This window comes from Kitasatospora purpeofusca, assembly GCF_042691725.1.
In the GTDB taxonomy this organism is placed as follows: domain Bacteria; phylum Actinomycetota; class Actinomycetes; order Streptomycetales; family Streptomycetaceae; genus Kitasatospora; species Kitasatospora purpeofusca_B.
The window spans coordinates 3,693,513-3,712,708 of record NZ_CP170483.1 but is presented as its reverse complement, the minus strand read 5'-3'; the positions used below and the strand labels follow the sequence as shown (position 1 = coordinate 3,712,708).

Below are 19,196 nucleotides of genomic sequence, written 5' to 3'. Positions count from 1 at the left end.
ACGGCGGCCCGCGGCTCAGGAGGTGACGAACAGCCACTCCGGGCCGTAGGTGAAACGGGGGTCGACGGGCAGCTTGATGCTGTTGATTTTCTGGGCGGTCCGGCGCAGGTCGCCCATCAGGCCGATCGCCGGAAAGATGTCCGCCCCGCCGGGCCCCCACGCGGCCTCCAGGGCGCGCAGCATGTCGCTGTACTGCTGGTTGAAGGTGCGCAGGTGGTCGGCGGTGGTCGCGTCGGGCTCGTTGCCGGGGGAGTCGGCCCAGCCGCCCCGGGGGACCCGGCCGACCGGGAAGGTGTCCGGCAGCGGCACGTCGGCGCCGATGAAGTCGAACTTCCCCGTCTGCTCGTCGCGGACGAACTTCTTGCCGACGGCGATCTCCTTGAACGCGTAGTAGTGGGCGAGTTCGCCCGGAGCACCGGGGAAGGGGTTCTCCGGGGAGGCGGTGGTGCCCTCGCCCTGGGCCTGGATGACGTGGATGGCGGCCAGGACGTCGCCGAGGGCGTTCATCGGGACGATGTCGTTGCCGGCCCCGTGGCTCGACCCGAGCGGGAAGCTCACCTGCTGCCGGCCGGTGAGCAGGTGGGCGAACTTGGGGAAGACGTCGGCGATCCGCTGGTAGAAGGCGCCGATGGTGTTGCCGTCCGCGGCGAAGCCGAGCGGGAACTCGGGCTTCTCGATGGCGGCGAACAGCGCGGCGGAGTCCCTGGTCAGCCCGCTGAGGAACACCTCAAGCCCGGGGTTGACGCCGCCGGGCAGCTCCCCGGGGTACTTGGGGACGGTGAGCGGGTCGGTGAGGACGACCGTGCCGCCGATGCTGGTGAGCATGTTGCAGACCAGCCCGAAGTGCGACATCTCGTCGAAGACGATCTCGCGGATGGTGTGCCGGACCGGCTTGCTGTTGTCCGGGTCGGTGATCGACCACAGCGCGGTGGCGTAGGGCGGGATGGTGGAGAGCTCCAGCATGATGGCCCGCTGGAGGGCGTCCTTGAGCTCCTGCTCGGTCCAGTCGTCCTCGGCGATGTTCATCAGCTGGACGATCGCGTCGCTCTCGTAGTCCAGAACCCCGGTGGCCATAACGCGTCCCCTTTCGATCGCTCGTGGCCGGACCGTAGTTCGGAACGGATCGCATGCGGTCACAGCCCGCCGGTGCACCCCCCGAGTTCATCCGGACAGCCCCCGCCCGGCGTGAACGCCGGGCGGGGGCTGGGGATAACAAGACCGGTGGATCGCGGGAGCTCTGAACTCTGGGCAGGGGACGGTGAGTCGTGATGAGAGAAGTCGGCTGGTGCAAGAGCACCTACAGCGCACAGGCCAACGAGTGTGTTGAGACGAGGCGGCCGGTGTCAGGCGGAATGGCGGTCCGTGACTCGAAGGACCCGGGTGGGCCGGTGCTGGCCTTCGGGGCCGATGCCTGGGCTTCGTTCCTGGCCGGGGTCAAGGGCGGGGAGTTTCCGAGCGGCTGAACCTCTTTGTGGTGCCCTGCACGGCTGTGGCCGTGCGGGGCAGGGAGGTCAGGGCCGGTGGGTGGTGATGGTGATCGGGTGGGCGGTCCAGCTGGTGAGTTCGCCGACGTAGAGGGTGACGCTCCAGAGGCCGCCCCGGGCGAGGCAGCGGGCGATGCCGTCGCCGCCGCCCGGGCCGATGCAGATGCGGATGAAGTCGCGGTGGGCCGCGCGGATCGGGAGCGGGCGGACGCGCTCCCAGAGGATGGGCAGCGCGTGGTCGAGGCTCGGGAAGACGGTGGGCAGCATGATGCCCGAAATCCCGGCCCGGACGACGCTCACGCGGCGGCCGGGTCGGGGGAGAGGTGGCACCAGACGAACTTGCCGACGCCGCCGATGCGCGGGCAGCAGCCCCACTGGGACGCCAACTCGCGGACGAGGAGCAGGCCCCGGCCGGCCTCCTCGGAGTCGGAGGCGGCGCGGAGGGCGGGCTTCTCGTTGTCCGCGTCGTGCACTTCGATCCGGAGGGTGAGGCCGGGGGAGAGGTGGAAGCGGACGTAGATCAGCCGGTCGCGCGGCGTGCGGGCGTGCTGGACGGCGTTGGTGACGAGCTCACTGACCAGCAGCTCGCCGCTGGGGAGGAGGAGTTCGCCGGAGGGGAGGGGGAGGAGGAAGGAGCGGAGCTCCTGGCGGGCGAGGCGGGGCGACTTGCGGTGCCGGGGCAGCCAGCAGGTCCGCTCGATGGGGGTGGGGGAGACGGTTTCAGGCATGGCGGAGCCACCTCTGGTCGGTCTGGGTGACGGCAGCTGAAGCAGGCATGGGGATGCCCGGTGGCGAGCCTGCCGAGATCACTCTCTGTGGCGCAGCTCACAACTGTAGGTAGCATGCACTCGTTCTGGTGCAACCTGCAAGCGGAACAGCTGCAATGATGCAGTTCTGGCTACGCTGGATTGACGAATCGTCACAAGGCAGACTGAGGCTCGCCAGGGAGAGGACTTGCGCATGGCTGATGAACCGAGGCCGACGGTCCGTGCCCGCCGACTTGGATCGGAGCTTCGCCGTTTACGCGAAGCCGTCGGCAAGGGAACCGACGATGCGGCGCAGGCCCTTGCCTGCTCCCGCGCCAAGATCAGCCGCATAGAGACCGGGGCATCCGGGGTTCGTCGGCTGGATCTCGGGATCTTGCTGGACCTGTACGGGGTGGCCGGGGGAGAGCGTGAAGCTCTTGAGAAGTTGTCCAGGGAGAGCAAGAAGCGCGGTTGGTGGCACGATTACGGCGATACGATCCCGCCAGCCTATGCGGACTTCTTGGGGCTCGAAGGGGACGCCCGGTACATTCGCACGTGGCAATCCATGGTGGTGCCGGGCCTGTTGCAGACCGAGCACTACGCCCGCGCAGTGCTGGAAGCCAATCCGGCTGCCGTCCGTCCAGAGCGCATCGATCAGCTTGTTGAGATTCGGATGGAGCGGAAGGAGGTTCTCTCCAGGGCAGACCCGGCCAGATTCTGGGCGATCATCTGGGAGCCGGCGCTCAGGTGCCCTGTCGGAGGCAGGGGTATCCAGCGAGCGCAGCTGGAGTATCTCGCCGAGGTCGCCCAGCTTCCGAACATCACCTTGCAGGTTGTTCCAATGGAGGTCGGAGCCACGGCTGGCGCTTGCGGAGCATTCGTGATGTTCGGGTTTACCGACTCCCCGAACCCTGGGGCGGTCTTCCTGGAGACGCTGACAAGCAGCCACTACATGGAGCAGCAAGCAGAGCTGGACGGCTATGGGCTGGTCTTCGAGTACCTCCGCTCATCAGCCCTGAACCCTGCGAACTCGCTGGATATGATCTCCGCAATCGCGACGGAGATGTGAGCACAAGACCAGACAGAGGTGTGAGCGCAATGACCGTACCGGAAGTCGCTGTTCGAAACTGGTGCAAGAGCAGCTACAGCGCTCAGGCGAACGATTGCGTGGAGACTGGCCGCCTCGCATCGGCTGGGATGGCTGTTCGTGACTCGAAGGATCCCGGTGGGCCCATGCTGCTGTTCGCGGCTGATGCCTGGTTGGCCTTCTTGGCCGGGGTCAAGGGCGGGGAGTTTCCGAGCGGCTGAAACGAGAGAGTGCCCCACGTGGCCACAGCCACGTGGGGCACCTCCACTTCTGGCCTCATTGGTAGAGGGTGTTGTCGAAGACGGGATCGCCCTGCCTCAGCGTGAACGCTGAGGCAGGGCGAAGAACCACGCTCATCAAGCGCATCGCGAAGGGAAAGCACAGCGATGATTGACGCTCTCCTGGGCCCGGCTGCGGCTGGCCTGGTCTGGCGAAAATCCTCATACTCAGGGGCTCAGAGCAACTGTGTTGAGGTGGCGTTCGGTGTGGCCGATGCTGTGCCGGTGCGGGACTCGAAGGACCCTGCCGGGCCAGTGGTGCTGTTCGATGCTGAGGCGTGGGCGTCCTTCGTGGCCGGGGTCAAGGGTGGGGAGTTTCCAGAGAACTGAGCCAACAGAGGTGCCCCGCGCGGGCGGGGCACCTCTGCAAGACGAGGAGCTAGGCGAAGTCTTCAAGTCGATCGCGCTTGTCGAGCGCATCGCGAGTGAGGAGGTCTCGATCGTGAGCGAGTTCTCGCCAGGTGAGTGGCGCAAGTCTTCGTATTCAGGTGCGCAGAGTGAGTGCGTCGAGGTGGCGCTCGGCGCGGCCGATGCTGTGCCGGTGCGGGACTCGAAGGATCCGGGTGGGCCGGCGTTGCTGTTCGCGGTTGATGCCTGGGTGTCCTTCGTGGCCGGGGTCAAGGGTGGGGAGTTTCCGACCGGCTGAAGAAACAGAGGTGCCCCGCGCGGCTGTGGCCGTGCGGGGCACCTCTTTGTCGTCTTCTGTTCCTAGAAGTCGTCGTCGAAGGAGACCGAGCCCTCGACGGCGACCTGGTAGGCCGACACCCGGCGCTCGAAGAAGTTGGTCAGCTCCTGGACGTTCTGCAGCTCCATGAAGCCGAACGGGTTCGTCGAGCCGTACCGGATCGGCAGGCCGAGGCGGGCGAGGCGCTGGTCGGCGACGGCCTGGAGGTACTCCCGCATCGACTCGGTGTTCATGCCGGGCAGGCCGTCACCGCACAGGTCCTGGGCGAACTGGAGCTCGGCCTCGACGGCCTCCTCCAGCATCTCCGTGACCTGCTTCGCCATCTCCTCATCAAAGAGGTCGGGCTCCTCCTCGCGGACGGTGTCCACCACCGAGAACGCGAAGTCCATGTGCATGGACTCGTCGCGGAACACCCAGTTGGTGCCGGTCGCCAGGCCGTGCAGCAGGCCCCGGCTCCGGAACCAGTACACGTAGGCGAACGCGCCGTAGAAGAACAGGCCCTCGACGCACGCCGCGAAGCAGATCAGGTTCAGCAGGAAGGCCCGCCGGTCTTCCTTGGTCTGCAGCGAGTCGATGTGGTCGACCGCGTTCATGTACTTGAAGCAGAACTGGGCCTTCTGGTGGATGGAGGGGATGTTCTCCACCGCGGCGAAGGCCGCGTTGCGGTCCTCGGGGTCGGGCAGGTAGGTGTCCAGCAGCGTCAGGTAGAACTGCACATGGACGGCCTCCTCGAACAGCTGACGCGACAGGTAGAGCCGCGCCTCCGGGGAGTTGATGTGCTTGTAGAGGCTCAACACCACGTTGTTCGCGACGATCGAGTCACCGGTCGCGAAGAACGCGACCAGCCGGCCGATCATGTGCCGCTCGCCCTCGCTCAGCTTCGCCAGGTCGGCGACGTCCGAGTGAAGGTCCACCTCCTCCACCGTCCAGGTGTTCTTGATGGCGTCGCGGTACCGGTCGTAGAACGACGGGTAGCGCATCGGGCGCAGCGTCAGCTCGAAGCCGGGGTCGAGCAGCATCTTCTCGCGGTCGTCGGACATTACTGGCAGGCCTCGCAGGACTCGGGGTTCTCCAGGGAGCAGGCCAGCGCGGCCTCTTCCTCCGGGGTGAGGGTCGGGGTGCCGACCGGGATCGTGTTGGCGGGCACCGGCGCGGCGGCGCGGGCGGTGCCGGACGCGGCCTGGGCGATCCGGGTGGCCGGGCGCGAGCGCAGGTAGTAGGTGGTCTTCAGACCGACCTTCCACGCGTAGGCGTACATCGAGCTGAGCTTGCCGATGGTCGGCGCGGCCATGAACAGGTTCAGCGACTGGCTCTGGTCGATGTACGGCATGCGGGCCGCGGCCAGGTCGATCAGCGCGCGCTGCGGCAGCTCCCAGGCGGTGCGGTACAGCGAGCGGATCTCGGCGGGCAGCCAGCCGAGCTCCTGCACGGAGCCGTTGGCGTCGCGCAGCGCGTCGCGGGTCTGCTGGTCCCAGACGCCCAGCTCCTTGAGGTCGCGCACCAGGTAGGGGTTGACCTGGAGGAACTCACCGCTCAGGGTCTCGCGCTTGAACAGGTTGGACACCTGCGGCTCGATGCACTCGTACACGCCGGCGATGGACGCGATGGTCGCGGTCGGGGCGATCGCGAGCAGCAGCGAGTTGCGCAGGCCGGTGGTGGCGATGCGGGTGCGCAGCGCGGCCCAGCGGTCGGCCCACTCCGGCGCGGCCGTCGGGAAGTGGTCGATGTGCAGCTCGCCGCGGGCGGCGCGGGTCTCGCCGTAGGCCTCGTGGCGGCCGAGCTGCTCGGCCAGGTCGGCGGAGCGCTCGTAGGCGGTGAGCATGATGCGCTCGGCGATCAGCGTGGACAGCCGCGCGGCCTCGGCGGAGTCGAAGTCGATCCGCAGCTTGAAGAAGACGTCCTGGAGGCCCATCACGCCGAGGCCCACCGGGCGCCAGCGGGAGTTGGAGGCGCCGGCCTCGGGGGTCGGGTAGAAGTTGATGTCCACCACGCGGTCGAGGAAGGTGACGGCGGTGCGGACGGTGGCGTCCAGGCGCTCCCAGTCCAGCGCGTTCAGCAGGTCGGCGGCGGTGGCGCCGTCGGCGACGTGGGCGCCGAGGTTGACCGAGCCGAGGTTGCAGACGGCGGTCTCGGAGTCGTCCGTGACCTCCAGGATCTCGGTGCAGAGGTTGGAGCTGTGCACCGTGCGGCCCGGCAGCGCGGTCTGGTTGGCGGCGCGGTTGGAGGCGTCCTTGAAGGTCATCCAGCCGTTGCCGGTCTGCGCCAGGGTGCGCATCATCCGGGCGTAGAGGGTCTGCGCGGGGATGGTGCGCACGGCCTTGCCGGCCAGCTCGGCCTTGCGGTAGGCCTCGTCGAACTCCTCGCCCCACAGGTCGACCAGCTCGGGGACGTCGGCGGGGGAGAACAGCGACCAGTCCGCGTTGGCGTTGACCCGGCGCATGAACTCGTCCGGGATCCAGTGCGCCAGGTTGAGGTTGTGGGTGCGGCGCGCCTCCTCACCGGTGTTGTCGCGCAGCTCCAGGAACTCCTCGATGTCCGCGTGCCAGGTCTCCAGGTAGACGCAGGCCGCGCCCTTGCGGCGGCCGCCCTGGTTGACGGCGGCGACCGAGGAGTCGAGGGTGCGCAGGAACGGCACGATGCCGTTGGACTTGCCGTTGGTGCCGCGGATCAGCGAGCCGCGCGAGCGGATCCGGGAGTAGGACAGGCCGATGCCGCCGGCGTGCTTGGACAGCCGGGCGATCTGCGCGTAGCGCGAGTAGATCGAGTCCAGGTTGTCCAGCGGGGAGTCCAGCAGGTAGCAGCTGGACATCTGGGGGTGCCGGGTGCCGGAGTTGAAGAGGGTCGGCGAGGAGGTCAGGTACTCCAGCCGGCTCATCAGGCGGTACAGCTCGGCGACCTCCGCGACGGACTGCTCGTTGTCGCCGACCGCCAGGCCACAGGCGACGCGGAGCAGGAAGTACTGCGGGGTCTCGACGACCTTGCGGGTGATCGGGTGGCGCAGCAGGTACCGGGACTGCACGGTGCGCAGGCCGAAGTACTCGAAGCGGTCGTCGCCGCTGGGGTCGACCAGGGCGTCCAGGGCGGCGGTGTGCTTGGCGACGAAGGCGGCGGTGGTGTCGCCGATGAGGCCTTCGTCGTGGCCGACCGCGATCGAGGTGGAGAACGAGACCACGCCCTGGCTCGCCGCCTCGTCCACGATCTCCAGCGCGAGCAGCCGGGCCGCGAGCTTGGAGTACTGGGGGTCCTCGGCAATCATCGACGCGGCGGCGTCGACGGCCAGCCCGCGCAGCTCGGCGAAGTCCGAGCCGGCGTGGCGGCCGCGGAGCGCGGCGGCGGCGACATGGCCGGGGTCGACCTGGGGGAGGTCGGCGCTGCGGTCGGTCAGGAGGCGCAGGAGCGAACCGCCGGGGTCGGAGACCGTCGGGTCGGCGGGGGCGGAGCTGGAACCCTGGGCGGGCAGGGTGGCTGAGGCAGCGGTGGTCAAGGCGCTCTCTCCTGGCGGCGGTCGACGGCGGTGGCTCGGGTGCCGGGCCGTTCGGGGCAGGGGAGAACGCCGCGCGGGCCCGGAGGCGTCGCGCGTGTGTCGTCCCCGGCCCGCCCGCGAGGCCCGGAAGGTTGTGCTGGTGCCATGGCCCCTGCGGGGAGGCTTCGGCACGCCGTCGGCAGGTCCTCGGACTCGCGGCACACCTGGGGAGGCGGCCGCACACCGCTGCGGGGCAGTCCCGGAATCGCACCGGGTTCCCCTGCGTCGACAGCAGGAGTGAGCATACATCTAGTGGCGTCCGTCAGACGAAGCCCCACATGTAGTGTCGCGAGGCTGCGTGTCGGGGGTCGGGTGCGATAAGCTGCCGGGGCCTCGGGCGCCCGTCAGACGGGCGCGTGCCACTCCTGCGCGGGGCGTGCGGCGCACAGCCGCATCCGCACCTGCGGGGAGTCCGTGCCGATGCCGGTGGGCCCCGTGGCGGGATTCTCCGCGCACTTCCCGGTGCCCTCGTTCCGCAGCTGCCCGGTGTCGGTGGCGCGCCAGCGCTGGTCGGGCCGGCGGGTGCAGCCGGTCAGGACCGGGAAGCCGATGTCCGGGTCCTCCAGGCAGCGTCCGGCCTGGCCGACGGAGCCGTCCTCGCCCATGGTCCAGGTCTGGGCCGGGGAGCCGTCGCAGGTGGCGGCGCCGACCGCGGCCGGATCGCCGGCGACCCGGCTGTCCAGGCAGTAGCCGGGCACCGCGGAGGTGATCGCGCCGCTGGGGCGGCCCGCGGCGACGTCGAAGGAGAACGCGTCGGTGGTGAGGCCCGCGCCGCCCTCCCAGATCTCGAAGCCGGCCTGGACGGCGCACAGGTAGGAGCCGGCCGGGACGTAGCCGCGCTGGACCGCGTCGCGGGTGAAGGCGCGCAGGTCGAGGTCGGTGACGACATTGGTGGCGGAGGCCGACTCGTAGGTGATCAGGGTGTGGCTGCTCTTCTTCGGCGCCTCGTACACCCGGTAGGACTGACCGCCGGTGCGCAGCTCGCCGGACTGCTTGCCGAACGGCGAGGTGCCGTTGCCGCGCAGCCAGACCATCACCTCGGCGCTCTCGGTGAAGGAGCAGCTGCCCCGGGTGGTGCTGTACCAGAGGTCGTAGGAGGCGTTCCAGATGCCGCCGTCGACCTGGGTGGTGCGCCAGCTGCTGGTGGCGTACCGCAGGTTGTCGACGGCGACGGGCAGCGGGCTGACGCCGTCGCCGCCGACCGGGGTGCTGATGTGCGGGTAGGCGCCGGGGCCGCGGGCCGGGTCGGTGAGGTTGCCGCGGGCGACCGCGCTGCGGGTGACGGTGAAGGCGGCGCTGTCGGCGCCGCCGCGGATGCACAGGCCGCCGGTGGCGTTCCACTCGTTGGGGTTGATGATGTACCGCCCCGAGTCCACCGGCTGCGAGGGGTAGCGGTTCTGCGCGGTGGAGCACAGTTCGCCGGGCTCGGCCGAGCTCAGGGGCGGCGGGGGCGGCGGGGCGACGGCCGCGGTCGACGGGGAGCCTTCGCGCGGGATCAGCACGGCGCACAGACAGAGCACCAGGAGGGCGGCGGGGGCGAGCCACCACCAGGCGCGCGGACGGGGGCGCCCGGGGCCGGGCAGGAACGGGCGGGCCATGGTCGTCGCCTCCCGACGGGTACCGGTGTTCGGTGTGCGGGCCGTCCGGGGCTTCCGGCGGCGTTCGGCGGGCCGGTGGGCCCGCGGTCGGTCGAGGCTATCCGGCGTCGGCCGGCGGAGTCGTCCGGGGTTTGGTGGAGGTCGGCTTCTTCCCCGGGCCGGCCGAGCCGGACGGCTTGGTGCCGGTGGATCCGGTGGTGGGCTTCGCGCTCGGCGAGGGCGACGGCGCGGGCGAGCCGGACGGCGCGGGCGGAGCGGACGGCGGGGCCGTCGGCGGGGCCGCCCGGAGCGGCTGCGTGTGGACGGTCCACTGCCCGGCGTACCGCGGCGCGGAGACCCCGGCGGCGTACGCCGCGCTGGCCGCGTCGGACGCGGTGACCCGCCAGTCGACCTCCTTGACGGCCTCGTACCAGATCAGGCCGATGATGTCGGGGTGCTGGGGGAGCTGGGTGAACATCTCGGTGATCCAGCGGGCCTTCTGGCCGGAGCTGTCGGTGGCGGCGGTCTCGGTGATGACCACCGGTTTCTGGCTGAAGGCCCGGAGCTTGCGCAGCGTCGGCTCGAAGATCTGGTCGAACGAGGCGTACTTCTCCAGGCCGACGGTGCCGTAGTAGCCGGACAGGCCGATCCAGTCGACGTAGTCGTCACCGGGGTAGAGCGAGTCCAGCGGGGTGGCGTTCTCGTAGTCGATGTTCGGGCTCCACACCCAGACCACCTTGTCGGCGCCGACCTGCCGGAAGAGGTCGTGGACGTGCTTCCAGGCCTGGACGTACTGGCCGCGGCGGTTGCCGTTGGCCTGCTCGGCCCACGGGTACCAGTAGCCGTTCATCTCGTGGGCGAAGCGCAGCGCGATCGGGTAGCCGAGGTTCTTGACCCCCTCCGCCCACTGCTTGATGTAGCCGTCGAACTCGCCGCCGACGATGCGGCTCAGCGCGTAGTCGGGCTGCTCGCCGCGGAGCTTGTCGACCTTGGACTCCTTGTGGAAGTCCCAGGGCTCCCAGGCGACCATCGGCATGATGCCGCGCTCGGCCACGGTGTCGAAGATCCGGCGGTCGAACTGCTTGTCCCACCATCCGACGGAGAACTCCAGCACGTTCGGGCGGTGCTGTACGGCGGTGGCGAACTCCTCGACCGGGTCGAGGTCGTAGGGGCCGGCCTTGGTCATGATGCCCATGAAGGCGCCGCCGGGCGCCGGGAACTGGGCCGGCGCCGGTTCGGCCGGGGCCGGGGTGGTGGCGGGCGCGCCGGAGGGGTCGGTCGCGGTGGCGGTCGGGGCCGGGGTGGTGCCGGTGGCGGTCGGGGCCTGCTCGGCCAGCGCGGCGACCAGCCAGTCCGGCATGGCGGTCGGCGCGGCGCCGGCGAAGGCGTACGGGGCGGGCGCGTTGCGGGCGTTGTACTTCGGCGCCAGCACGAAGGTGTAGCTGACCATCAGCGCGAGCGCGAGCAGGCCGACGATCCGGGGCACGGTGATCCGCAGCATCAGCGGCCGCCCTTCCGACCGCCGCCGGCCGGGGCCGGCTCCAGCAGTTCCGCCAGCTCCGGCCCGGGGGCCTCCCCGGTGCCGTCCGTTCCCGCGTCCGTGTCGTGCGTTCCCGCGGTGGCCGCGGCGGTGTCCGCGGCGGTGTCCGGGCGGCGCGGGGCGGGCAGTCGGGTCGCGGCCCGGTGCTCGGACTGGCGCTCGGCCCGTCGCTCGGCGCGGGCGATCCGGCGCGCGCTGACGAAGGAGATGACCGGTGGCGCGATGCCGGTGAACATGCTGAGACCGGCCCAGAACCGGAGCAGCCAGATGCCGTGGTGCAGGGTGAAGCTCGCGCCGAGCAGCCCGGCGGCGACGACGGCCCAGAGCAGGTGCAGCCGGAAGGTCGACAGCCGCTCGGCGCTGCGCAGGTCGCCCTTGGCGGTCACCGCGTAGGCGAGCGGGCGGCGCAGCAGCGCGGCGACGGCGGCGGCGACGTACACCGGCCCGGCGAACAGGGCCAGGCCCATGCCGGCCATGCCGATCTCGCGCCGTTCGTGGGCGGCCAGGTTGAAGCGCCGCAGCCACAGCCAGAGCAGGAACCAACTGCCCATGCTGGCGCCCCACAGCGAGGTCCAGAGCACGGTGTCGAGCTTGATCGAGGTGATCCCGCAGGCCAGGTAGACGGCGGTGGCGAGGCTGCCCAGCACGGTGGTCGCGGCCGCGCTCGGGTAGTAGAACTGCACCAGCCCGTACAGCACCCGCTGGCGCATCCGCAGCTGGATGCCCTTGCGCAGCCGGGTCTTGAGCAGGATCTCCCAGATCCCGAACGCCCAGCGCTTCTGCTGGTTGAAGTAGTCGGTCCAGGAGGTCGGGCCCTCGCCGATGGCGAGCACGTCCGGGGTGTAGACGCCCTTCCAGCGGCGGCCGGTGGCCGGGTTCTCGGTGGCCTGCACCCGCATGCTGGTGAGGTGGTCCTCGATGATCGAGTCCTGGTAGCCGCCGATCTGCTGCCAGGCGGCGGGCCGGTAGAGGTGGTTGGTGCCGATCAGCAGCGGGGCGTCCATGCCGTTGCCGCCGCGTTCGACCAGGCCGGAGAAGAGGTACTGCTGCACGGAGGCGCCGTGCGCGACCCAGTTGTCGTACATGTTGCCGTACACCTGGGGGGCGACGACGAAGGCGGTGTCGGGGTCGCGGAAGTAGCCGAGGGTGCGCTCCAGGAAGCACGGCAGGGGGACGTGGTCCGGGTCCATCTGGGCCACCACGTCGTACTTGTGCTCGTGCTCGGCCCGCCAGGAGTTGTGGTTGCCGGACTTGGTCCGGGCCCGGAACTCGCCCTCGGCCTGGTTGTACTCGGGGCGGCCCTTGCGGCTGAAGTGGTGCACGCCAAGCCGGGCGGCCATGGCCTTGACCCGGTCGTCGTCGCCCTCGTCGAGGATCCAGACGTCGACCTCGCCGTCGTACTCGATCTCCAGCATCGCCGCGAGGGTCTGCTCGACGATCTCGATCGGCTCCTTGGACGGCACGATCGTGGTGAGCACCGCGACCTTGAGGCCGGGCTGCGCGGTGACCGGGATCGGGTCCTTGGCGCGGAAGGCGAACACCCAGACCGCGAGGTTCTGGACCAGCCGCACCACCTCGACGGTCACCACGGCGCAGAAGCAGATCCGGGCGACGTTCACCCGCCAGTCGGGGGACCAGCCGACGCCCGGCCCGGGTATGTGCGAGGGCAGCAGCAGCCAGCCGACGAACACCAGGCCGGCCACCGCGTTGAGGGCGACCAGCAGCGTCAGCACGATCTTGACGCCGAGTGAGGAGGTGGGGCGGTAGCGGACCGTCTCGACGCCCTCGCCGTCCTCCAGCGGGCCGGTGGTGTCGGCGCAGGCCAGGTAGGCCCGCCGGGCCGAGGCGTTGCGGGACTGGCTGCGGGTGGCACGCCGCTCGTGCGGGGCCTCGGGCAGGAGCCTGCTGTGGCGTCCTCGTCCGCGCCGGCCGGCGGCGTGCGTCGTCCGTTCCTCGGTGGCGTCCACCAGCCGGTCCCCCGTTGTGGGCCGCCCCGTTGTCCCGGGCGGCTGTTGTCGTCCTCGTCCTGGCCTGTGCGTTTCCTGGTGCCCGCCGTGCGGGCGGCGGGCCCGGTGGCCGGTAGTGAGCATAAGGGAACCCCCCGGTGACGGGTCATCGGGGGGCGGGGGCAACAGCCGGACGCTGTTCGTCCGGTCGTCTCCGGATCAGGGGGTGATCTTCACCGAGTTGGCGATCTGGTCCATCAGCGCGAGCGGCGGGGCCTCGGTGGACTGGTCCAGGCAGATCTGCAGCACCGGCACGGTGGTGGCCCCGGCCGCCGGGGTCACCTCCAGGACGCCGCAGTAGGCGTCGGGGGTCGACGAGCCGTTGGTCATCGGCACGTGCCAGAGCGCCAGGTAGCCGTCCATGCCCTGGATCTTGACGGCGGACTGCTTCACCGGCTCGGGCGGCGTGGGCGCGTCGGAGCCGAAGCGGGTGTTGTACAGCAGCTGGCCCATGCCGAGGACCATGGACTTCGGGTCGGACCAACCGCCGTTGAACACCCGGAGGTTCTGCACGACCAGGCCGCGGGTGCAGGCGCCGCTGCCGTGGCCGACGCAGGCGTACGGGGAGACCGCGTAGCGCACGTCGGTGGGGTTCTTGGCGTCGGTCTGGACCTGCCAGTCGGCCGGCAGCATGAAGTTCATCTTCGAGTCCTGGCCGGTCACCGCCTTCGCGCCGGGGAACTGCTGACCGCCGGTCAGGGCGGTGCCCATGAAGCCGTTGGGGCTCTTCGGGTCGGCGGTCGGGCCCGCGGTGCCGCCGGCCGACGGGGTGGCTCCCGTCTTGTCGGCGGTGCGGTTGCCGACGACGTAGCCGCCGCCGGCCATGACCACGGACAGCAGCACGGCGCCGACGCCGAGCAGCACCCGGCGGCGGGTGGTGTTGGGCTCGACGGTCTCGAAGACGACGGAGGTCGGGGTGAACGGCTGCCGCGGCGCGGCCGGGGCGGTGGACGCGGCGGGCGCGGCGGGCGCGGTCACGGTGGGCGTCGCGGCGACCGAGGGGGCGGGGCCGAAGGCGCCCGGGGCGCCCTGGTTCGGGATGCTGCCGGCGGTCCCGGCCGGCGCGGTGGTGGCGTCGGCCGCGGTGGTCGGCCGGGTGCGGCCGCTCCATGCGGAACCGTCCCACCAGCGCTCCGTATGGAGCTGCCCGGAAGGATCGTCGTACCAGCCAGCCGGCGTACTCCCCGTCGTCATGCGGCGGATCCTAGCAGTCGGCTAAATGCGATCGTCATATCCGATGGCGGATCGCGACCTTGGGCCTCAGGCTGCCGTCCCGGAGGCCTGACCGTCGCTCAGAAGGCCATGCTGTAGACCATCAGGTCGATGCCCGGGACCGGCGACCAGTCCCGCTCCGGGGTGCGGCGGAAGCCGACCCGCTCGTAGATCCGGTGCGCGGTGGTCATCTCCGGCTGGGTGGAGAACGCCATGCCGGCCAGGCCGAGCTCGCGGCTGCGGGCGAGCGCGGCGCGCACCAGTGCCTCGCCGGCGCCCCGCCCGCGGGCGGCCGCGGCGGTGGCGAGCATCCGGATCTCGCCCTCCTCGGGGGTGGCGATGTCCGCCCACTCGGTGCCGCCGACGGCGAAGGTGACGCAGCCGAGGACCGTCCCGTGGGCCGCGTCCACCGCGACGAGGAGTTCGGCCTCGGCGGCCCGGGTGGCCGCGTCGCGCAGCCGCTGCACATAGGCGCTGTCGGGTGAGGTGAAGCCGTCGCCGACGAAGGCCTCGACGGTTATGCGGCCGGCTTCCTCGAGCTCCTCGGCGCGGGCCGGGCGGATGACGATGTCCATCCGGCCAGTTTGCCGGAATCCCGGAGGACGGCGCCGAGCGGGGGGCGGGCCTCCGCTTCGGCGGCGACGGTGGCGGCAGCGGTGGCGGTGGCCGCGACGGGGGTGGCGGCGGTGGCGGGGTCGGCGGCCGGGCGGAGCGAGGCGGCGGGCAGGGTGCCGTAGAGCCGGTCGGGCAGGGCGGGATCGTCGGGGTAGCCGCCCGGACGGTGCCAGTTGTCGCGTCCGGTGGCCTTCTGCCGCGCCACCTCGCGTCCGATCAGGGCGCCGAGCAGGCCGAACCCGCCGACGGCCCCGAGCAGGGCGAGTGCGCTGGCGAGCGTGTCGGAATCCATGGCTCCACCTTCGCCGCAGTGCCGGGCCGGGGCGAGTGGCAGGAACGCCCGTTTGCATCGAAAAACTGCCAGCGGGCGGGTTACCCTGGCGGCATGCTGAAGAACGTCGTGGCCGTGGTCATGGAGGACGTCCACCCCTTCGAACTCGGGGTCGCCTGCGAGGTGTTCGGGCTGGACCGCAGCGACGACGGGCTGCCCGCCTACGACTTCGCGATCGCCGGCGCCCGGCCGGGTCCGCACCGCACCCACGCCGGCTTCGCCGTCGACGTCCCGCACGGGCCCGAACGCCTCGCCGCCGCCGACCTGGTGGTGGTCACCGCCACCTCCCTGCGCGGCGAGTACCCGGCGCCGCTGCTGGACGCGCTGCGGGCGGCCGTCGAGGGCGGCGCCCGGGCGCTGTCCATCTGCAGCGGCGCCTTCGTGCTCGGCGCGGCCGGCCTGCTGGACGGCCGCCGGGCCACCACGCACTGGCGGTACACCGCCGAACTGGCCGCCCGCCATCCGAGGACCACCGTCGAGCCGGACGTCCTCTACGTGGACGACGACCCGGTGATCACCTCCGCCGGCACGGCGGCCGGCATCGACGCCTGCCTGCACCTGGTGCGCAAGGTGCAGGGCGCCGAGGTGGCCCGGGGGATCGCCCGCCGGATGGTGGTGGCGCCGCACCGGGAGGGCGGTCAGGCCCAGTTCGTGCACCGGCCGCTTCCGGAGGGCGACGGCGCGTCGCTGGCCCCGCTGCTCGACTGGATGCGCCACCACCTCGACCAGGAGTCGACCGTCGAGCAGCTGGCCGCCCGGGTCCACATGTCGCCGCGCACCTTCGCCCGGCGCTTCCACCAGGAGACCGGCACCACCCCGCACCGCTGGCTGACCGGGCAGCGGCTGCTGCTCGCCCAGCGGCTGCTGGAGTCCACCACCGAGCCGGTGGACGCCATCGCCGCCCGCTGCGGCTTCGGCAACGCGGCGACCCTGCGGCACCACTTCGGCCGCCGGCTCGGCACGACGCCGCTGGCCTACCGCCGCTGCTTCGCCGAGCCCGCCGCCGCCGTCGCCACCCGGTTCTAGACCCCTCCGGTCAGCCCGCGTCCTCCAGGTGCCCGGTCTGGTTCCAGCGGTCCGGACACAGCCGGCCGCCCTCGGCCCGCCAGACGCTCGCGGAACAGTTGCGCACCGGCTCCAGCGCGGTCAGCTGCTCCTCGGTGAGCCGGTCCAGCACGTACCGGAGCATGAGCACCGTGCAGTCGTGCGCGACCAGCAGGACCGGCCGCCCGGCCTCCTCCGCGCAGATGTCGCGCAGTACGCTGCGCACCCGCAGCGCCACGTCGGCCCAGGACTCGCCGCCGGGCGGGCGGTAGTACAGCTCGCCCATCTTCCGCCGCCGGGCCGCCTCCCCGGGGTGGTCGGTCTCGATGGCGGCCTTGGGCAGCATCTCCAGCACGCCGAGCTCGCGGTCGCGCAGCCGCTCGTCGTAGCGGACGGCGAGCGAGACCGGGACGGCGCCGAGGCCGGCGGCCTGGGCGAGCGCGATCCGGGCGGTCTCGGCGGTGCGGACGTAGGGCGAGCACCAGACGTTGCGCGGCCGGTCGGCGCTGGGCAGGCCGGCCCACCAGCGGCCGAGCGCGTGGGCCTGCTGCCGGCCGTGCAGGGAGAGCGGGATGTCCGCGTCCCGGCAGCTGATCGGCACGCTGAGCGCGCCGGCCGCCTCGGCGAGCTGGAACTCGACGTTGGCGGTGGACTCGCCGTGGCGGGTGGCGATCAGGACGGAGGGGACGGGGGGCAGCCCGGTGGCCGGGGTCGCCGCGGCGGCGCCGGCGGTCCGGTGCGGGGCGGCCGGCCGGTGCCGTCCGTCGGTGTGGTGCTGGCCGTTGAGGGTGGTGCCGAGTTCTGCCATTGCCGCCGCTCCCCGTGGGTCGATCAGTTGCCGGCCGGTTGCCGGTCCGGTCTGGTTGGTGCCCTGAGTGTGGTGCCCCATGCACCCGGCTGTTCATACATATGATCGCGCCGCCCCCTCCAGTGTTGACGGAGGAGACGGCGCGACCACAGGGCGCGCGGGGCGTATCAGTGCGCCGCCACGGGCTCCGGCGCGTTCTTTGGTTCCTCGTCGCCGCTCTCGGCGCTGTAGTCGCCCGGCCGGGTCTCGTCCGGCCCGTCCGGCGCCTTCACGGCGCGCAGGACCAGGGTGAGCGCCACCGCCACCAGCAGGTTGAGGACGAAGGCAGTGAGCCCGATGTAGCCGATCTCGCCGATGCCGGGGATCTCGGCGGCGTTCCCGCCGAAGTGCCTGGTCTTGGGGCTGGAGATGCCGTAGGCCTTCCAGGTGCCGTAGACCATGCCGGCCGCCCAGCCGGCGAGCAGCGCCCAGTGGTGGAACCAGCGGGTGAACAGGCCGCCGACGATCGAGACGAAGGTCTGCAGGATCCACAGGCCGCCGAGCAGCTGGAGGTTGATCGCCGCCTGCTTGTCCATGCCGAGCACGAAGACCAGCGCGCCGACCTTGACCAGCAGCGAGACCAGCTTGGCGACCCGGGTCTCGTCGGCCGGGGTGGCGGAGGGCTTCAGGTACTCCTTGTAGACGTTGCGGGTGAACAGGTTCGCCGCCGCGATGGACATGATCGCCGCCGGGACGAGCGCGCCGATGCCGATGGCCGCGAAGGCGACGCCGGTGAACCAGTCGGGGAACATGCTCTCGAACAGCTGCGGCACCGCGAGCTGGGTGTTGAAGTCCTTGTCGCCCCTGCCGATCCCGGCCGCGATCGCCATGAAGCCGAGCAGCGCCAGCAGCCCGAGCATCAGCGAGTACGCGGGCATGATCGCCATGTTCCGGCGCACCGTGTTGCGGGACCTGCTCGCCAGCACGCCGGTCACCGAGTGCGGGTACAGGAACAGCGCCATCGCCGAGCCGAGCGCCAGCGTCGCGTACGTCCACTGCTTGTTCTCCGGCAGGGTGAGCGAGCCGCCCGACCCGGGGGCGTCGAACCGCTCGCCGACCGCGTCGAAGATGTGGCCGTAGCCGCCGAGCCGGATCGGGATGTAGATCACCGCGACGATGATCACCACGTAGACGAGGGCGTCCTTGACGAAGGCGATCAGCGCCGGCGCGCGCAGCCCCGAGGAGTAGGTGTAGGCGGCGAGCACGCCGAAGGCGATGAACAGCGGCAGGTCCTGGACGAACCAGTTGGCGCTCTCGCCGCCGCCGACGCCCAGCACGTCCAGCACCGCCTGGATGCCGACCAGCTGGAGCGCGATGTACGGCATGGTGGCGAGGATGCCGGTCAGCGCGACCACCAGCGCCAGCGGCCGGGAGCCGTAGCGCCCGCGCACGAAGTCGGCCGGGGTGACGTAGCCGTGCACCCGGGAGACCGACCAGAGCCGGGGGAGGAAGAGGAAGACCAGCGGGTAGGCGATGATCGTGTAGGGGACGGCGAAGAAGCCCGCGGCGCCGGTCGCGTAGACGGCGGCGGGGACGGCGACGAAGGTGTACGCGGTGTAGAGGTCGCCGCCGAGCAGGAACCAGGTGATCCAGGTCCCGAAGCTGCGCCCGCCGAGGCCCCACTCGTCGAGGTGGAGGGCGTTGTCGGCGCGCCGCCACCGGGAGGCGAGGAAGCCCATCACGGTGACCAGCAGGAAGAAGAGGACGAAGACCGCCAGCGCGGGCACGTTGACCCCGTTCACCGGGCGCCACCCGCCTTCCGCGCCCGGGCGGCCCGGCGGGCCTTCTCGTCCCGGTCGACCAGCAGGTAGGCGGCGACCGTGAAGACGGCCGAGACCGGCACCCAGAGCAGCTGGTACCAGTAGAAGAAGGGGACGCCGCCCGCTTCGGGCTCGGGCTTGTCGTACGAGCCCACCCAGAGCATCGCGACGATCGGCACCAGCAGGGCGAGCGCGGCCAGCACCCGCTCGGGGGTGACCGTCGGGAGGCCGGGTTCCCCGGGTTCTTCTGGCTCGGGCATGACAGGTCGGTCGGTGAGGTCTGACGACATGGTTCGGCTCCGCTTCGGAGGGCTCACCTCGCCGGCGCCGCAACCCCCGGGGAGCCGCACGCCCCCCGTGGGTCCGCCGAGCGGCACCACTGGTGATCGGCAGTCGGTACGGATGCGGAATCTAGAGCATCAGGTGATCCGTGTCACCGGATTCAGGACAACTTCCCGCCG

Annotated in this window: 20 protein-coding genes and 1 riboswitch; of the genes, 6 read left to right on the top strand and 14 right to left on the bottom strand. The window is 71.3% G+C overall.

The genetic code is table 11. The features are described from left to right. Positions 1 to 15: 15 nt before the first annotated feature. Positions 16 to 1,074, bottom strand: coding sequence for a ferritin-like protein (locus ACFCLZ_RS15570; RefSeq protein ID WP_380285483.1), 1,059 nt, complete (start codon positions 1,072 to 1,074; stop codon positions 16 to 18). A gap of 194 nt (positions 1,075 to 1,268) precedes the next feature. Between ACFCLZ_RS15570 and ACFCLZ_RS15565 the strand changes: the two genes are divergently transcribed. Then, positions 1,269 to 1,463, top strand: a complete 195-nt coding sequence (locus ACFCLZ_RS15565; protein WP_380285482.1) for a DUF397 domain-containing protein — start codon at positions 1,269 to 1,271, stop codon at positions 1,461 to 1,463. Positions 1,464 to 1,511: 48 nt separating this feature from the next. Here ACFCLZ_RS15565 and ACFCLZ_RS15560 read toward each other — a convergent pair whose 3' ends face one another. Further along, entirely contained in the window at positions 1,512 to 1,784 is a 273-nt protein-coding gene (locus ACFCLZ_RS15560; RefSeq protein WP_380285481.1) for a hypothetical protein, read from the bottom strand. Further along, positions 1,781 to 2,212, bottom strand: a complete 432-nt coding sequence (locus tag ACFCLZ_RS15555; protein WP_380285480.1) for an ATP-binding protein — start codon at positions 2,210 to 2,212, stop codon at positions 1,781 to 1,783. Before ACFCLZ_RS15555 ends, ACFCLZ_RS15560 begins: the two co-directional genes overlap by 4 nt. 232 nt (positions 2,213 to 2,444) lie before the next feature. Between ACFCLZ_RS15555 and ACFCLZ_RS15550 the strand changes: the two genes are divergently transcribed. The 4 genes from ACFCLZ_RS15550 to ACFCLZ_RS15535 all read left to right on the top strand — a co-directional run bounded on the left by ACFCLZ_RS15550 (position 2,445) and on the right by ACFCLZ_RS15535 (position 4,241). After that, positions 2,445 to 3,299 carry a helix-turn-helix domain-containing protein gene (locus ACFCLZ_RS15550; RefSeq protein ID WP_376092012.1) on the top strand — a complete coding sequence of 285 codons (855 nt, stop codon included), beginning with the start codon at positions 2,445 to 2,447 and terminating at the stop codon, positions 3,297 to 3,299. A 29-nt stretch (positions 3,300 to 3,328) separates the two neighbouring features. Continuing rightward, the gene (locus ACFCLZ_RS15545; RefSeq protein WP_380285479.1) at positions 3,329 to 3,538 is read left to right on the top strand and encodes a DUF397 domain-containing protein; all 210 of its coding nucleotides are present in this window, start codon (positions 3,329 to 3,331) and stop codon (positions 3,536 to 3,538) included. Between the two features lie 165 nt (positions 3,539 to 3,703). Continuing rightward, a complete protein-coding gene (locus ACFCLZ_RS15540) occupies positions 3,704 to 3,925 on the top strand; it encodes a DUF397 domain-containing protein (RefSeq protein WP_380285478.1) in 222 nt (73 codons plus the stop codon). A gap of 112 nt (positions 3,926 to 4,037) precedes the next feature. Continuing rightward, positions 4,038 to 4,241, top strand: a complete 204-nt coding sequence (locus ACFCLZ_RS15535) for a DUF397 domain-containing protein (RefSeq protein ID WP_380285477.1) — start codon at positions 4,038 to 4,040, stop codon at positions 4,239 to 4,241. Between the two features lie 62 nt (positions 4,242 to 4,303). Here the strand turns inward: ACFCLZ_RS15535 and ACFCLZ_RS15530 are convergent, their stop codons facing one another. From ACFCLZ_RS15530 to ACFCLZ_RS15495, 8 genes are all read right to left on the bottom strand, one after another. After that, a complete protein-coding gene (locus ACFCLZ_RS15530) occupies positions 4,304 to 5,320 on the bottom strand; it encodes a ribonucleotide-diphosphate reductase subunit beta (protein ID WP_380285476.1) in 1,017 nt (338 codons plus the stop codon). Beyond that, positions 5,320 to 7,740 (bottom strand): ribonucleoside-diphosphate reductase subunit alpha, encoded by a 2,421-nt coding sequence (locus ACFCLZ_RS15525; RefSeq protein ID WP_380286182.1) that lies wholly within the window; start codon positions 7,738 to 7,740, stop codon positions 5,320 to 5,322. The genes ACFCLZ_RS15530 and ACFCLZ_RS15525 overlap by 1 nt, the downstream gene beginning before the upstream one ends. A 183-nt stretch (positions 7,741 to 7,923) precedes the next feature. Next, a riboswitch (cobalamin riboswitch) is annotated at positions 7,924 to 8,065 on the bottom strand. Positions 8,066 to 8,147: 82 nt separating this feature from the next. Then, positions 8,148 to 9,401: a ricin-type beta-trefoil lectin domain protein gene (locus ACFCLZ_RS15520; protein WP_380285475.1), complete on the bottom strand. Its 1,254-nt coding sequence runs from the start codon at positions 9,399 to 9,401 to the stop codon at positions 8,148 to 8,150. A gap of 97 nt (positions 9,402 to 9,498) precedes the next feature. Next, positions 9,499 to 10,881, bottom strand: a complete 1,383-nt coding sequence (locus ACFCLZ_RS15515; protein WP_380285474.1) for a glycoside hydrolase family 26 protein — start codon at positions 10,879 to 10,881, stop codon at positions 9,499 to 9,501. After that, a complete protein-coding gene (locus ACFCLZ_RS15510) occupies positions 10,881 to 12,887 on the bottom strand; it encodes a glycosyltransferase family 2 protein (RefSeq protein WP_380285473.1) in 2,007 nt (668 codons plus the stop codon). Before ACFCLZ_RS15510 ends, ACFCLZ_RS15515 begins: the two co-directional genes overlap by 1 nt. Before the next feature lie 198 nt (positions 12,888 to 13,085). After that, positions 13,086 to 14,120, bottom strand: a complete 1,035-nt coding sequence (locus tag ACFCLZ_RS15505; protein ID WP_380285472.1) for a DUF2510 domain-containing protein — start codon at positions 14,118 to 14,120, stop codon at positions 13,086 to 13,088. Between the two features lie 98 nt (positions 14,121 to 14,218). After that, positions 14,219 to 14,713: a GNAT family N-acetyltransferase gene (locus ACFCLZ_RS15500; protein ID WP_380285471.1), complete on the bottom strand. Its 495-nt coding sequence runs from the start codon at positions 14,711 to 14,713 to the stop codon at positions 14,219 to 14,221. Continuing rightward, positions 14,656 to 15,045 carry a hypothetical protein gene (locus tag ACFCLZ_RS15495; RefSeq protein WP_380285470.1) on the bottom strand — a complete coding sequence of 130 codons (390 nt, stop codon included), beginning with the start codon at positions 15,043 to 15,045 and terminating at the stop codon, positions 14,656 to 14,658. The genes ACFCLZ_RS15500 and ACFCLZ_RS15495 overlap by 58 nt, the downstream gene beginning before the upstream one ends. A gap of 93 nt (positions 15,046 to 15,138) precedes the next feature. Here ACFCLZ_RS15495 and ACFCLZ_RS15490 point away from each other — a divergent pair, with 93 nt between their 5' ends. Further along, entirely contained in the window at positions 15,139 to 16,110 is a 972-nt protein-coding gene (locus ACFCLZ_RS15490; RefSeq protein ID WP_380285469.1) for a helix-turn-helix domain-containing protein, read from the top strand. Positions 16,111 to 16,120: 10 nt separating this feature from the next. Here ACFCLZ_RS15490 and ACFCLZ_RS15485 read toward each other — a convergent pair whose 3' ends face one another. From ACFCLZ_RS15485 to ACFCLZ_RS15475, 3 genes are all read right to left on the bottom strand, one after another. Beyond that, positions 16,121 to 16,936, bottom strand: a complete 816-nt coding sequence (locus ACFCLZ_RS15485; protein WP_380285468.1) for a histidine phosphatase family protein — start codon at positions 16,934 to 16,936, stop codon at positions 16,121 to 16,123. Between the two features lie 167 nt (positions 16,937 to 17,103). Further along, on the bottom strand, positions 17,104 to 18,717 hold the full coding sequence (mctP, locus tag ACFCLZ_RS15480; protein ID WP_380285467.1) for a monocarboxylate uptake permease MctP: 1,614 nt from the start codon (positions 18,715 to 18,717) through the stop codon (positions 17,104 to 17,106). Then, complete coding sequence (locus tag ACFCLZ_RS15475; protein WP_380285466.1) at positions 18,714 to 18,995, bottom strand: DUF3311 domain-containing protein; 282 nt, start codon at positions 18,993 to 18,995, stop codon at positions 18,714 to 18,716. Before ACFCLZ_RS15475 ends, mctP begins: the two co-directional genes overlap by 4 nt. Between the last annotated feature and the right edge of the window lie 201 nt (positions 18,996 to 19,196).

Bases quoted from the DNA above. Each gene is read 5' to 3' on its own strand.
- ACFCLZ_RS15570 (WP_380285483.1), bottom strand. From the start codon at position 1,074: ATGGCCACCGGGGTTCTGGACTACGAGAGCGACGCGATCGTCCAGCTG.
- ACFCLZ_RS15565 (WP_380285482.1), top strand. From the start codon at position 1,269: ATGAGAGAAGTCGGCTGGTGCAAGAGCACCTACAGCGCACAGGCCAAC.
- ACFCLZ_RS15555 (WP_380285480.1), bottom strand. From the start codon at position 2,212: ATGCCTGAAACCGTCTCCCCCACCCCCATCGAGCGGACCTGCTGGCTG.
- ACFCLZ_RS15550 (WP_376092012.1), top strand. From the start codon at position 2,445: ATGGCTGATGAACCGAGGCCGACGGTCCGTGCCCGCCGACTTGGATCG.
- ACFCLZ_RS15545 (WP_380285479.1), top strand. From the start codon at position 3,329: ATGACCGTACCGGAAGTCGCTGTTCGAAACTGGTGCAAGAGCAGCTAC.
- ACFCLZ_RS15540 (WP_380285478.1), top strand. From the start codon at position 3,704: ATGATTGACGCTCTCCTGGGCCCGGCTGCGGCTGGCCTGGTCTGGCGA.
- ACFCLZ_RS15530 (WP_380285476.1), bottom strand. From the start codon at position 5,320: ATGTCCGACGACCGCGAGAAGATGCTGCTCGACCCCGGCTTCGAGCTG.
- ACFCLZ_RS15520 (WP_380285475.1), bottom strand. From the start codon at position 9,401: ATGGCCCGCCCGTTCCTGCCCGGCCCCGGGCGCCCCCGTCCGCGCGCC.
- ACFCLZ_RS15515 (WP_380285474.1), bottom strand. From the start codon at position 10,881: ATGCTGCGGATCACCGTGCCCCGGATCGTCGGCCTGCTCGCGCTCGCG.
- ACFCLZ_RS15505 (WP_380285472.1), bottom strand. From the start codon at position 14,120: ATGACGACGGGGAGTACGCCGGCTGGCTGGTACGACGATCCTTCCGGG.
- ACFCLZ_RS15500 (WP_380285471.1), bottom strand. From the start codon at position 14,713: ATGGACATCGTCATCCGCCCGGCCCGCGCCGAGGAGCTCGAGGAAGCC.
- ACFCLZ_RS15495 (WP_380285470.1), bottom strand. From the start codon at position 15,045: ATGGATTCCGACACGCTCGCCAGCGCACTCGCCCTGCTCGGGGCCGTC.
- ACFCLZ_RS15490 (WP_380285469.1), top strand. From the start codon at position 15,139: ATGCTGAAGAACGTCGTGGCCGTGGTCATGGAGGACGTCCACCCCTTC.
- ACFCLZ_RS15485 (WP_380285468.1), bottom strand. From the start codon at position 16,936: ATGGCAGAACTCGGCACCACCCTCAACGGCCAGCACCACACCGACGGA.
- ACFCLZ_RS15475 (WP_380285466.1), bottom strand. From the start codon at position 18,995: ATGCCCGAGCCAGAAGAACCCGGGGAACCCGGCCTCCCGACGGTCACC.